11 protein-coding genes are annotated in these 13,706 nt (G+C 61.6%); 3 read left to right on the top strand and 8 right to left on the bottom strand.

The window, feature by feature from the left end:
* Positions 1-77: 77 nt before the first annotated feature.
* Positions 78-968, bottom strand: a complete 891-nt coding sequence (locus C0058_RS22270) for a LysR family transcriptional regulator (protein ID WP_087695321.1) — start codon at positions 966-968, stop codon at positions 78-80.
* Between the two features lie 101 nt (positions 969-1,069).
* Between C0058_RS22270 and C0058_RS22265 the strand changes: the two genes are divergently transcribed.
* From C0058_RS22265 to C0058_RS22255, 3 genes are all read left to right on the top strand, one after another.
* On the top strand, positions 1,070-2,485 hold the full coding sequence (locus C0058_RS22265; RefSeq protein ID WP_102369596.1) for an aldehyde dehydrogenase family protein: 1,416 nt from the start codon (positions 1,070-1,072) through the stop codon (positions 2,483-2,485).
* Positions 2,486-2,680: 195 nt separating this feature from the next.
* The gene (mrdA, locus tag C0058_RS22260; protein ID WP_003208249.1) at positions 2,681-4,573 is read left to right on the top strand and encodes a penicillin-binding protein 2; all 1,893 of its coding nucleotides are present in this window, start codon (positions 2,681-2,683) and stop codon (positions 4,571-4,573) included.
* 91 nt (positions 4,574-4,664) lie between these two features.
* Positions 4,665-5,132, top strand: a complete 468-nt coding sequence (locus C0058_RS22255; RefSeq protein WP_003208248.1) for an SRPBCC family protein — start codon at positions 4,665-4,667, stop codon at positions 5,130-5,132.
* 21 nt (positions 5,133-5,153) lie between these two features.
* Here C0058_RS22255 and C0058_RS22250 read toward each other — a convergent pair whose 3' ends face one another.
* The 7 genes from C0058_RS22250 to C0058_RS22220 form a co-directional block, all read right to left on the bottom strand.
* Entirely contained in the window at positions 5,154-5,741 is a 588-nt protein-coding gene (locus tag C0058_RS22250) for a hypothetical protein (RefSeq protein ID WP_102369595.1), read from the bottom strand.
* An 80-nt stretch (positions 5,742-5,821) separates the two neighbouring features.
* Entirely contained in the window at positions 5,822-6,793 is a 972-nt protein-coding gene (locus tag C0058_RS22245; protein ID WP_102369594.1) for a cyclase family protein, read from the bottom strand.
* A 27-nt stretch (positions 6,794-6,820) separates the two neighbouring features.
* Positions 6,821-7,579 (bottom strand): SDR family oxidoreductase, encoded by a 759-nt coding sequence (locus C0058_RS22240; protein ID WP_008434578.1) that lies wholly within the window; start codon positions 7,577-7,579, stop codon positions 6,821-6,823.
* A gap of 32 nt (positions 7,580-7,611) precedes the next feature.
* The gene (locus C0058_RS22235) at positions 7,612-9,060 is read right to left on the bottom strand and encodes an aldehyde dehydrogenase family protein (protein WP_102369593.1); all 1,449 of its coding nucleotides are present in this window, start codon (positions 9,058-9,060) and stop codon (positions 7,612-7,614) included.
* A 2-nt stretch (positions 9,061-9,062) separates the two neighbouring features.
* Positions 9,063-10,169, bottom strand: a complete 1,107-nt coding sequence (locus C0058_RS22230) for a tartrate dehydrogenase (protein WP_087695327.1) — start codon at positions 10,167-10,169, stop codon at positions 9,063-9,065.
* A gap of 120 nt (positions 10,170-10,289) precedes the next feature.
* Positions 10,290-11,171 (bottom strand): LysR family transcriptional regulator, encoded by an 882-nt coding sequence (locus C0058_RS22225; protein WP_003208237.1) that lies wholly within the window; start codon positions 11,169-11,171, stop codon positions 10,290-10,292.
* Positions 11,172-11,365: 194 nt separating this feature from the next.
* Positions 11,366-13,600 (bottom strand): TonB-dependent siderophore receptor, encoded by a 2,235-nt coding sequence (locus C0058_RS22220; RefSeq protein WP_102369592.1) that lies wholly within the window; start codon positions 13,598-13,600, stop codon positions 11,366-11,368.
* Positions 13,601-13,706 lie beyond the last annotated feature (106 nt).

Below are 13,706 nucleotides of genomic sequence, written 5' to 3'. Positions count from 1 at the left end.
TATGCAGTCAGGGGTTTTGTTTTGGGCGGTCTGAAAACGGGGAGAGAGCTGTTGGCCGTAAAAAAGATCCAGCCTGGTTAAAAGCCTTGCTCCCTGATCAACTCAATCAGTGCCCTTAACCCGGCCGGCACATGGCGCCTACCTGGGTAATAGAGGCGCAAGCAGTCAAAAGACGGCGTCCATTCCTCCAGTACGCGCACTAACGTCCCGTTCGCTAAATCGGCAGCGGCATTCCATTCCGTAAGATAGGTCAAGCCTAGTCCCGCCCTGGCAGCCTCAAGCATCAGAGTCGGATTATCCAGGGTCAAAACCCCTTGCACCTCGACAGCAAGCGCTTCGCCATGTCGCTCAAACTCCCAGTGATAGATCGCCCCGCTGGGCATCCGGCTGCGAATACACTGGTGGGCCCGCAGATCCATGGGACTGACGGGAACTGGGTTGAGAGCAAAATAGTCCGGGCTGCCCAATACCGAAAAACGCTGGGCCGGACTGATATCGACTGCGATCATGTCTTGAGGAACCGTATCCCCGAGCCGAATCCCCGCATCAAACCCCTGCGCGACGATATCCACCAGCCGCCCCTCAGTGACGATATCCAATTTCATCCGTGGATAACGTCGCAGGTACTCCAGCAGCAACGGCATCACCTGCTTTGCCGCCCCCGCCGAGGTATTCAGGCGCAAGGTACCGCTGGGTTCCGCGCTGCGATTTCCTGCCTGTTCCAAGGCCGTGCGAATGCTCAACAGTGCAGGGGTAATGGTTTCGACAAACTCCGCGCCCACTTCAGATAACGACACGCTGCGCGTGGTGCGATTGAACAGCCTCACCCCCATCCGCGCTTCAAGCCCCGCGATAGAGTGGCTCAACGCCGATGTCGACACATTCAACTCGGTCGCCGCTGCACGAAAACTGCGATGCCGAGCCACTGCCAGCACCGCTTCCAACTCATTCAGCCCGGATGTATTCATTGTCCTGAATCGCTCATCAACTCATGCCGATTTGTACGGCTTATCAGCTTAATCATAGTGACTTACCGTAGGACGCACTAGCTCAGCGTCCCGGAGGACCTATGCAATACATCAACCAGATTTACATCAACGGCGCCTTTGTGACGCCCCATGGCGAAGAGCTTTTTGACCTGTTCAACCCTGCAACAGGCCAGCGTATCGGCCAGGTTCGATTGGCAAATGAACAAGACGCCCTGGATGCCATCGCTGCCGCCAAGCGAGCTTTTACCGCGTTCTCCCACAGCTCTAAAGATGTGCGCATCGACTATCTCAAACGCCTTCACGCCGCAGTTGAATCCATTGAGGACGCACTTACCGACGCGATTATCGAGGAGTACGGCGCCCCAATATCCCGTGCGCGGTGGATGGCCAAGCATGCAGCCAGCGTCCTGCAAGATGCCGCTTCAGTACTGGAGAGCTACAACTTCTCCCGACGCATTGGCATCGCCGAGGTGGTCATGCAGCCGCTGGGTGTGGCCGGCTTGATCACACCCTGGAACAGCAACGCCGGTTTTATCTGCGGCAAGCTCGCTGCGGCGTTGGCCGCCGGCTGTACCGCCGTGATCAAACCCAGTGAAATGAGCGCAATCCAGACCTCGCTAGTCACCCGCGCCCTGCATGACGCAGGCTTGCCTCCCAGTGTATTCAACATCGTCACTGGCCGTGGCGAAACCGTAGGCGCCGTGTTGAGCGCCCATCCCGACATCGCAAAAGTGTCCTTCACGGGTTCAACCGCTGTCGGCAAAACAATCCTGCGGACCGGCGCCGAGACCCTGAAGCGCGTGACCCTAGAGCTGGGCGGCAAATCACCGGTGCTGATTCTCGATGATGCGGACCTCAAGACGGCCGTGCCCATGGCCCTTCAGGCCGGTTTCATGAACAGCGGCCAGGCCTGTATCGCCGGCACTCGAATCCTGGTACCCGAAAGTCGTTTGGAAGAAATCGAAGCGCTGATGATCGACGAGGTGGGCAACGTGCAAGCCGGCGACCCTCGTGACCCAGCCACTGCGGTCGGCCCCATGGTCAGCCAAAAACAGTGGGAGCGCGTACAGCGCTACATTCAGATCGGAATCGAGGAGGGCGCCCACCTATTGGCAGGAGGTCGCGGTTTGCCTGAGGGCATCAAAGCCGGGTGGTTCGTAAAACCAACCGTATTCAGCCGGGTGACCAACCAAATGGCCATCGCCCGCGAGGAGATTTTCGGCCCAGTGCTCTCGATCATTACCTACGCAACCGAGGAAGAGGCCCTGACCATCGCCAACGACACACCCTACGGCCTCCAGGCATACATCCTGTCTTCAAATCCCGAGCGCGCCCGCAGGCTGGCCAGCCGTATAGACGCTGGCCGAGTGCTGATCAATACCCTGGCCCATGAGCCTCTTGCGCCATTTGGTGGCTTCAAGCAATCGGGTATCGGCCGCGAGTACGGCACATTCGGCCTCGAAGCCTTCCTGGAGCCCAAGTCGATCCTGAGCTGATCGTCAGCATAAAAACGCATGAATAAGGTCAACGGCTCAAACCAAAGTGCATGAACAGGCTCCATTAGCACACCGTTCAGGGAAATCGATGCAAAGTGTTTCTGCATTTTTGGTATGGTGCAGCACATTTTCACAAGGACTGATTTTTCCTCCGCAGGAAGCGGCGTCGACCTTATTCAACGAGATGCTGTAGAAATGCCTGAACCAATACCGATCAAGGATCACGAAAAAGAAAACCGCCTGGTCAACAAGCGGCTGCTGGCCTGCGCGCTGCTGGTAATCGGCATTACCTGCGCCCTGGTAGGTCGGATGTACTTCCTGCAGGTGGTGCAGTACGACTACCACTCCACCATTTCCGAAAACAATCGCGTCCACGTCCTGCCGATCACACCGACCCGCGGCCTGATCTATGACCGCAACGGCGTAGTACTTGCCGACAACCGTCCCAGCTACAACCTGACCATCACCCGCGAGCGCACCACCGATCTCAAAGGAGAGCTGGACGCTATCGTCAGCCTCCTGCATCTGCCCGCCGAGGATCGCGGCGTATTTGATAAGGCGCTCAAGCAAGCCCGTCATCCCTTCGTGCCCGTCACCCTGTTCTACGAGCTGACCGAAGAGCAGATAGCCGTGCTGGCCGTCAACGAATTCCGCCTGCCGGGCGTGGATGTCGAGCCGCAATTCGTCCGCCATTATCCGCTGGGTGCGCACTTTGCCCACTCCATTGGCTACGTAGGCCGGATCAACGAAAAAGAATCCAAAGCCCTCGACTCAGTGGAGTACCGGGGCACGCAGTCCATTGGTAAAACCGGGATCGAGCGTTTCTACGAGTCCGAGTTGCATGGCCATGTCGGCTATGAAGAAGTTGAAACCAACGCCCAGGGCCGCGTCCTGCGGGTGCTCAAGCACACCGACCCGATCCCCGGCAAAAACATCGTGCTGAGCCTGGACGTCAAACTCCAGGAAGCCGCCGAAGAAGCCCTCGGCGACCGCCGTGGTTCGGTGGTTGCTCTCGACCCGGCAACCGGCGAAGTGCTGGCGATGGTCAGCAAGCCAAGCTTCGACCCGAACCTGTTTGTCACCGGCATCAGCTTCAAGGAATACGCCGCGCTGCACGACTCCCTCGACCGTCCGCTGTTCAACCGCGTGCTGCGCGGGCTCTACGCGCCGGGTTCGACGATCAAGCCGGAAGTCGCCATCGCTGGCCTCGACAGCGGCGTGGTTACCGCCCAGACCCGGGTGTTCGACCCGGGCTATTACCAACTCCCGGATTTCGACCACAAATACCGCAACTGGAACCACAGCGGTGATGGTTGGGTGGACATGGACGCAGCGATCATGCGCTCCAACGACACCTACTTCTACGACCTGGCCCACAAGCTGGGTATCGACCGCCTGCACGACTACCTGGCCGAGTTCGGCCTTGGCCAGAAAGTCTCCCTCGACATGTTCGAAGAGTCAGCCGGCCTGATGCCGTCCCAAGCCTGGAAGCGCGCTACCCGGCGCCAGCCGTGGTTCCCGGGTGAAACCGTGATCCTCGGCATCGGCCAGGGTTACATGCAGGTCACCCCGTTGCAGCTGGCCCAGGCCACTGCGCTGATCGCCAACAAGGGCGTGTGGAACCGACCGCACCTGGCCAAGACCATCAATGGCGTGCCGCCGGTGGATGAAAACCCGATGCCCAACGTGGTGCTCAAAGACCCGCGCGACTGGGAGCAGGTCAACCACGGCATGCAATTGGTAATGCACGATCCACGCGGTATCGCCCGGGCGGCTGCAGCCGGTGCGCAGTACCGGATTGCTGGCAAGTCTGGTACTGCGCAGGTAGTGGCGATCAAGCAGGGCGAGCGTTACAACCGTCTCAAGACCCTGGAGCGCAACCGCGACAACGCCTTGTTCGTCGGCTTTGCCCCGGCGGAGCACCCGCGGATCGTGATTTCGGTGATGATCGAAAACGGCGAGGCCGGTGGCCGAGTGGCGGGGCCGGTGGTGCGCCAGATCATGGACGCCTGGCTGCTCGATCAGGAAGGCCACTTGAAGCCGCAATACGCAACCCCTGCCAAGGCGCCGGGTGATCCCCACGTTTGACGCCACAAGGGCATGACACCGTCATGCCCTATCCCTTTTCAAAGGTTGCGCATTGGTCGATGTCGCCTACTGTCAATACAGGAGGTGTCTCATGCACGAATCAAATGAAATCAAACGTAAAGTCCTGCTCAACGCTCCACGCCAACGGGTCTGGGAAGCACTGACCGACGCCGAGCAATTCGGCAGCTGGTTTGGCATCGCCCTCAAGGGCAAACAGTTTGCCCAGGGCCGGGCCATTGAAGCCCCGATCACCTATCCCGGTTACGAGCACGTGGTGTGGAAGGCAAGGATCGAGCGGCTTGAACCACAGACACGGTTCTCTTTCAGCTGGCATCCCTACGCCGTAGACAAGGATGTGGATTACGACGCGGAAACCCCAACGCTGGTGGAGTTCACCCTCGAGGATCACGCCGAAGGCATCTTGTTGCGCGTGGTGGAGTCAGGTTTTGACGGGATCCCGGACGTTCGCCGCCAGAAGGCCTACAAGAAGAACTCCCGAGGCTGGGATGATCAGATGAACAACATCGAAGACTATCTGGCGAAATCCCATCAGCCGTGAGCTGATGGGGCGCCGCATTCATCAGCCTTCGTGGGCGGTGCTGATTTCCAGGGTATCGGTGTAGGTCACCAACACGCTTTGGCCGACCTTGAGGTCTTTGAGGCCGGCGCGAATTTCCGGTTTCTCCACGGTCAGCACTTTGCTCTGGCCCGCCGGGTTTTCCAGGGTTACCTGGTTTTTCGCCAGGTCAATGTGGGTGATCTTCAACTGCACCTGTACCTGGCGGAAGGCCGCACCGCCCGGGTTCGGGTTATCCGCGGTGGCGCGCAAGACGCCAGTCTTCTCGGTGGCGTCCGGTGCGCTCTTGTCGATGTCGGTGTCCAGCACGGCGGCGACCGAATGGGTCACCAGCACCTTGACCTGATCACCTGCCTTGAGATTGCCCAGGTCCTTGGCCTGGTCGCTGAGCTGCACATGCACCTTGCGGCCTTCGGCACCTTCGAGCACCACCTGATGGTTGGCGGCATCCACCTCCAGCACCTTGGTGGTCACCTCATCGGCTTCCAGCGACTTGGACAACGGGATATCGGCAGCATGTGCCGTCAGGGCACCAGCAGACAGCAGGGTTGCCAGGGCAATTGCCTGGCGAAGAGGGCGCAATACATTCATTGAGTGGACTTCCATGTGAGAGGAGCCTTGAGTCTAGTGGCGCGTTCGCGATTCGCAAATTCGCCACTGAGACGGAACGGCTACTTGATCACCACCGGATTCACCGGTGCGCCACTGCCCCCGACAATCTTCAGCGGGGCGGCGGTGTAGAGGAATTTCCACTGGCCGTCGTCCGCACAATCGGCGGCCAGTTCCTCCAGCAACACGATTTCGGTGAAGGCGATCCCCAGGTTGCGCATCAGTGCGCAATGCAGCGGAATCTGCACCCCGGACACCGGGTCGGTGATCACTTCGTTGGCGATGGTGTCGGTCACCAGGTTGGGGATTTCCATCTCGTGGAACCACTCCACCAGCTCCCGGCTGTAGGTCAGCCCCGGCTCCATCAGGTCCTTGAAGAACTCGGTCTTGCCCAGCTCATAAAACGCCCCCATGGACCCGGTGCGGATGATCAGGATGTCACGTTTTTCAATGGTCACGCCCTGGGCTTTGGCGGCGTCGAGCAGGTCCAGGTGGTTGAAGGTTTCGCCCCGGCCCAGGCACTTCTTGCCGCGATGGCGGGCCATGTCGATCAGCACCGCACGGCCCACCACGCCGCGTTCGGCAATCGCCAGCACGCTGGCCTTGGCCATGCCGCCAACGGTGGTCTGGGCGTCGTAGCCGTTCCACAGTTGATTGTCGTACCAGGCGTGGCCGAGGGCGTCGTATTGGGTCGAGCCTTGCAGCTGCATGAAGATCACGTCGTCGGAATACGCCGCACCACCGGTCATGTGCGGCTGTTTGCCGAAGTGGTAATGGCTGTGGTCGAGGGTATTGAAGCGCATCGACGGGTTGCGCGCCGGCCACATCGGGTCGCCGTCAGGGTGGCCGATCTGCACTTGCAGGGTAAAGGTCTTGCCCTGGCGCACCGAGGCCACGCCCCGCAGTACTTCGGCTTCAGTCAGGTAATTGAGGGCGCCGACTTCGTCGTCCGGGCCCCATTTACCCCAGTTCTTTGGCAGGCCTTCAAGCAATTCGCGGGTGTTCGGCTCGTTCTTATTATGACGATCACACATAGCAATTCCGGTCCCTGTGAGAGTGAGTTACACGCAGCGCCCGCCATCGACTTCAAGGCAAGTGCCGGTGATGAACGCCGCTTCGTCCGACGCCAGGTACAGGCAGGCGTTGGCCACATCTTGCGGGGTGGAAAAGCGCCCCAGGGGAATGGTCGCCATGAATTTCTGGCGGTTTTCCGGGGTGTCCGGCACGCCCATGAATTCGCTGAGCAACGCCGTGGCACCCACTACCGGGTTCACGCAGTTGACGCGGATATTGTCCGGCCCCAGCTCCGCCGCCATGGTCTTGCTCATGACCACCACTGCGCCCTTGCTGCCGTTATACCAGACCAGTCCCGGACGCGGGCGGATCGCCGCCGTCGAGGCAATATTGACGAACACGCCGCCGCCCTGGCCGCGAAAATGCGGCACAAAATGCTTGGCGCTCAAGAAGATGCTTTTGACGTTGACCGCAAACACCCGGTCGAACTCGGCTTCGTCGACTTCCAGCATCGGCCGGTTGCGGTGGGTGGTACCGGCGTTGTTGATGACGATATCGAGGCCGCCGAACTGCTCCAAAGTGCCACGCAGCAGGGCGCCCATGCTTTCATCGTTGGCCACGTTGACCTCGATGAAATGCGCATGGCCGCCGCTTTCGGCGATTTCATTGACCACCCGCTGACCGCCGACGGCGTTCATGTCGGCGACGATGACCTTGGCGCCCTGGCGCGCGAAAGTCTTGGCGATGCCCTCGCCAAACCCCGAACCGGCGCCGGTGACGATCGCGACTTTATTGGCTAAACGCATGGTGTGTTCTCCGTTCTTGTTGTTGTGAGGAATCAACCGTGTTTGATCGCAATGGTCTTCAAGGTGGTAAAGCCCAGCAGCGCCTCGAAGCCTTTTTCCCGTCCATACCCGCTGGCCTTCACGCCGCCGAATGGCAATTCAACGCCGCCACCGGCGCCATAGTTATTGATGAACACCTGGCCACAACGCAGGGTGCGCGCCAGGCGCATTTGCCGCGCGCCATCGCGGGTCCACACGCCGGCCACCAGGCCGAACTCGGTGCCGTTGGCCAGGCGAATCGCTTCGGCTTCATCATCGAAGGGCATCACGGCCAGCACCGGGCCGAACACTTCCTGTTGCGCCAGGCGACTGTCAGGCGGCACATCGCGAAACAGCACCGCCTCCTGGAAATACCCGCCGCTGCCGGCCTCGGCCACCACCGTTCCGCGCGCGGCGACGGTGATCCCTTCCCGTTCGGCTTGACGAATAAACTCGCGCACCAGGCGCAGCTGCTTCTGATTGATCAGCGGGCCCATGTCCAGGTCCAGCGCCGAAGGCCCGGCGCGCAGTTCGCTGAAACGTTGGCTGAGGCGTGCGAGCAGGGTTTCGTAAATGCTGCGTTCCACCAGCAAACGGCTGCCGGCGGAGCAGGTTTGCCCGCAGTTCTGAATGATGGCGTTGACCAGCACCGGCAACGCTTCATCCAGGTCGGCATCGGCGAACACCAGTTGCGGCGACTTGCCGCCCAACTCCAGGGTGACCGGGCAGTGGCGTTCGGCAGCGGCTTTCGACACGGCAGTACCGGTGGCGGTGGAGCCGGTGAACGAAATGTGATCGATGCCCGGGTGTGCACACAACGCCGCGCCGGCTTCGTAGCCGTAACCGGTGACTACGTTGATCGCGCCGGCTGGAAAACCAACCTCGGCAGCGATTTCCGCCAGGCGCAGCAACGACAGGCTGGCATCTTCCGCCGGCTTGACCACGCACACATTGCCCGCCGCCAACGAGGCGCCGACGCTGCGCCCGAAAATCTGCATCGGGTAATTCCACGGGATGATATGCCCGGTCACCCCGTGGGGTTCGCGCACCGTCAACACCGTGTAGCCGGCCTGGTAGGGCAGGGTTTCGCCGTGCAGTTTGTCGGCGGCACCCGCGTAGTATTCGAAATAGCGGGCAAGGGCGGTGGCATCGGCGCGGGCGACTTTCAGCGCCTTGCCGGTGTCCCGCGCCTCGATCTGCGCCAGCTCTTCATGATGTTCCAGCACTGCCGCGCCAAGCTTGGCCAGCAAACGGCTGCGCTCCACGGCCGACAACCGGCCCCACGGGCCGTCGAAGGTTTCGCCGAGTGCCAGGCGCGCCGCGCTGATCGCCGCCTCGATATCGGCGGCCGTGCCACGGGCGATGCTCGAATAGGTTTCGCCGGTGCTGGGGTCGATCACCGGAATGTCTTCCAGCGAGGTCGACGCCAGCCATTGGTTGGCGATGTAATGTGCGTTGGTCATGTTCAGCTCCTGTTCCCTGCGACGCATTCGGCGATGGCGCGACCCACTTCGACAGTGCTGGCGCTGCCGCCCATTTCCCGGGTTCGCGGGCCTTCGGCAAGCACCGTTTCGATGGCGGACACGATGGCTGCCGCCGCTTCCTGATAAAACGGATCACCGTCGCCCAGGTGCTCGATCATCAGCGCGGCCGACCAGATCTGCCCGATGGGATTGGCGACACCGAGCCCGGCAATATCAGGCGCGGAACCGTGCACCGGCTCGAACAGCGACGGGTAGCGCCGCTCCGGATTGAGGTTGGCCGACGGCGCAATGCCGATGGTGCCGGTGCACGCCGGGCCGAGGTCGGAAAGGATGTCGCCGAACAGGTTGGAGGCCACCACCACATCGAACCAGTCGGGATGCTGCACGAAGTGCGCGCACAGAATGTCGATGTGGAACTTGGCGGTCTTCACGTCCGGGTAGCGCCGGGCAATTTCGTTAACCCGCTCGTCCCAGAACGGCATGGTGATCGAGATACCATTGGATTTGGTCGCCGCCACCAGGTTTTTCCGCGGCCGCTGTTGCGCCAGTTTGAAGGCGTAGTCCACCACGCGGTCCACGCCTTCGCGGGAGAAGATCGATTCCTGCACTGCGATTTCCCGCGCCGTGCCTTCCCACATGCGGCCGCCAACGCTGGAGTATTCACCCTCGGTATTTTCCCGCACCACGATAAAGTCGATGTCCCCCGGCACGCGGCCGGCCAGCGGGCAGGGCACGCCGGGCATCAGGCGCACCGGGCGGATATTCACGTATTGATCGAACTGGCGGCGGATCTTCAGCAGCGACTCCCACACCGCAGTGTGGTCGGCAATGATGTCGGGCGCACCCACCGCGCCGAAGAAGATCGCGTCATGGCTGCCGATCTGTTCGGCCCAGTCGTCGGGCATCATCGTGCCGTGGGCCAGGTAGTGTTCGCTGCACCAGGCAAAGTGGTCGAAGTGAAAGTGAATACCGAAGCGCCGGCTGACAGCGTCCAGTACCCGCAGGCCTTCGGGCACCACTTCGCGGCCGATGCCGTCGCCGGGAATCACGGCGATGCGGTGGGTGGGGCGGGTGTGGGATTGGGACACGCCGTGTCTCCTGTCTTGTTTTTATAGGAAGGTCTGGCGGGGGCATTCTTGGCACAGCTGTGACAACAGGGGAATTGCTAATTGTGAAATCGGCCTTCGCAAAATTCGAAGGCCAAAGGTTTACGCAGGGTTGGCGCTCAGGTAGTCGAACAGTGCCAGGCTCGTCAGTGACGGCTGTTCCTTGCGCATGCACAGGTACATCTGCCGGTCGGCCCAGCTGTCGTCGATTTCGATAAAGCGCAAGGCCATCTCCTTGCGGAAGATCTGCACCGCGCCCTGTGGCAACACGCCCACACCCTGGCCGGCGGCGATCAAGCGGCACACTGCTTCGAAACTGCGCACCTGCACCCGCAGCCGCAACGGCATGCCGATCGCCGCGGCGGCCTCGGTAATCAACGGGGTGATGGCGGCGTTGTCCTCCAGCCCGACGAAGTCATAGCCGAGCAAATCCTCGAAGCGCGCATGGCGCATTTTCAGTGGGTGGTCATTGGGCACGAGCAGGCACAGGCGGTCCTGGCAGTAGGGCTCGAACCGCAGCTCTTCGCTGGGGCGGGTGGTGACGATGCCGACATCCGCCACGCCCTCGCGCACGGCCTGGAGGATCTCCCGGCTGCGCTCCTCGCGAATATCCAGGCGGATGCCCGGGTGCAAGGTGTTCCACTGGGTCAGTTGGCGCGGCAGTTCCTGGCTCATCGCCGAACTGTTGGCGTACAGGCAAACCCGGCCGGTGGCGCCCTTGGCGTAATCGGCGAGATCGGCGTGCATGCCGTCCACGGCCCGCAGGATCGATTGTGCATGCTGGGCCAATACTTCCCCGGCTGCCGTCGGTGAAACGCCGGTGGAGGTGCGGGTCAGCAGGGCGACCTTGAAGTGCTGCTCCAGCAGCGACAGGCGTCGGCTGGCGGCAGAGAGGGAGAGATGGGATTGCTCGGCCGCCCGGGACAGGTTGCCCAGCTTGACCGCCTTGAGGAACAGCTCGATGGAAGTGAGGTCGGGGGACATGCCGGGGTCCTTGTGCGCAGTGGTTGGGAAACTACGCAGTTGGCGTTCGGCTGTCCAATGTCCGGCAAACAACCCGGGTGCAGGCAGATCTGCTTTCTGTAGGAGCTGGCTTGCCTGCGATAGCATCACCGAGGTGCATCTGACACACCGCGGTGCCTGCATCGCAGGCAAGCCAGCTCCTACATTGACTAGGGTTAGAAGTCGATACTGGCCGACAGCTTGGCCACGCGCGGGTCACCTTGGGTCAGGTAGCCGCCGAGTGCCGATTCCCAGTACTTGGTATTGGCGACGTTCTCCACAGTGGCGCCGAGGGTGACGTCTCGCTGGTCCACCTTGAAGGTGTAGCGGGCGCCCACGTCGAAGCGGTTCCAGGCGGGCAGGCTGAGGTTGTTGGCCGCGTCGGCATATTGGCCGCCGGTGCGCAGCATCCGTCCGTTGACTGTCACGCCTTGCAGGCCTGGTACATCCCAGTCCACGCCGGCATTCAGTTGGAAGGTCGGTACGCCGATGGCGCGGTTGCCGTCGTTGGCGCCGTTCTGGGTGCCGTGGACTTCGGTGTGGATGATGGTTGCGCCGCCCAGCAGGCGCAGGCCGGCGATCGGTTCACCGAACACGTTGAGCTCAACGCCTTTGTTGACTTGCTCGCCCTGGCGAACATAGGTGGCGCTCAAGCCGTCGGCGCTGAGTTGTGAGTAACCGTCAGTTGGTTGCTCGATGCGATACACACCCAGGGTTGCGCCATAGGTACCCATGTCGAGCTTGACCCCGGCTTCGGTCTGTTTCGAGCGCGCCGGGGCATAGGCCTGGCCGGCATTGGTGATGGGCGCGGTGCCGGCGTTCTGAGGTGCGGTCGGGCCCTGGGCCAAGCCTTCGATATGGTTGGCATAGAACGACACGTGGTCCCACGGCTTGAACACCAAGCCGTACACCGGTGTGGTGATCGACTTGTCGTAATTGGCGTTACGTGGGCCCGACCCGTAGGCATACCCTTGGACCACCAGTTCCTGGCGGCGCAACCCGGCGGTCACCAGCAAGCGATCATCCATAAAGCCCAGGGTGTCCGAGACCGCTGCACTGCGGGCGAAGGTCTTGGCGGTGATGCCCGGATCGTTCAGGTCGCCGCCGACGAAACTGCCCTTGACCGGTTCGGCAACGTCCACCGGGTTATAGATATTGCTGGCGTGGCCGTTGAGGTCGAAGTCATAGGCGTTGCGCGTCTGGGCCCAGATCCCGGTCAACCCGAAGTTCAGTTTGTGGCTGACAGCGCCGGTCTGGAACTTGCCATTCAAGCCCGCCATCAGGCTGGTGTTGTCTTCCTGGTGGGCGATGCGCGAGCCGCTGACGGTGGCATTGCCCAGGGTGTCATTCAACGTGACCGAGGAGTAACGGCCAATCTCGTTGGTGTGCTTGGCGCCGCCTGCGATGTAGGCGGTCCAGTTGTCATTCAGGTCGTACTCGGCGCGCAACATGCCGAAAGTGTCTTCCAGGCTGCTGGTGCCCCAGCTCGGCGCGTAGTTGGTGTCGGCCGAAGGCGCGTTGGGGATATGGGTCAGGTTCTGGCCGAGCAACACGGTGTTGCGCCCGCCATTGATCTGCTGTTTCGAGTAGACAAAGTCTCCCGACAAACGCAGCGCATCACCGCGATAGTCCAGGCCAACCGCAAACAGCTTCGAACGCTGGCTCTCGTCATCGATCCCGGTGTCGCCTTCGCGCTGGGAAATATTCACCCGTGCGCCAAAACGATTGTCCTCGCCAAAACGTTGCCCGATATCCAGGTGCTCGCCGACCCGGCCATCGCTGCTGATGTCGGTGCTGAAACGCCGCAACGGCACATCATCGGCGCGCTTGGGTTGCAGGTTCACGCCGCCGCCAATCCCGGAACCGCCGGGCGTCACGCCATTGATAAAGGCGTTGGGGCCCTTGAACACTTCAACCCGCTCCAGGGCGTCGGTGGACATGATCTGGCGCGGCAGGATGCCGTACAGACCGTTGAACGAAATGTCATCGCCGTTCAGCGGCAGGCCACGGATCACAAAGGCCTGGGCCTGGTTCGCGTACCCCGACGCCTGGCGCACGGACGAATCGTTGAGCAGCACATCGCCGACGTTCTCGGCCTGCTGGTCACGGATCAATTTTTCGGTATAGGAAGACATGCTGAAGGGCACGTCCATGATGTCCTGGTTGCCCAGCACCCCCAGTTGCCCGCCGCGGGCGACCTGGCCGCCGGCGTACACCGGGGGCAGGGCGTTGGGCGTGGCCGCGTCGGCGCTGATGGTGGTAGCGCCCAGTTCCAGAGCCTTGCCGTCCTGACTGTTGTTCGCATCCTGCGGGGTTTCTGGAGTGGCGGCGTGAGCGGCGAGGCTCAGGGAGCAGCAAAGGGCGAGCAGGGTAGGGCGAAACGGCACAGCCAAACGGGTGGAAGTGGGCATGGTCGATCCTGACGGCGAACCGTCAATGTGAGGAAAAGGGCAACAACGTTGCGCGTCCTCGCTGCGCGGATACGACTCCGGTGCGAATGATAGTAATTGTCATTAA

Source organism: Pseudomonas sp. NC02 (assembly GCF_002874965.1).
In the GTDB taxonomy this organism is placed as follows: Bacteria; Pseudomonadota; Gammaproteobacteria; order Pseudomonadales; family Pseudomonadaceae; genus Aquipseudomonas.
This window is presented reverse-complemented; position numbering and strand designations above follow the sequence as displayed.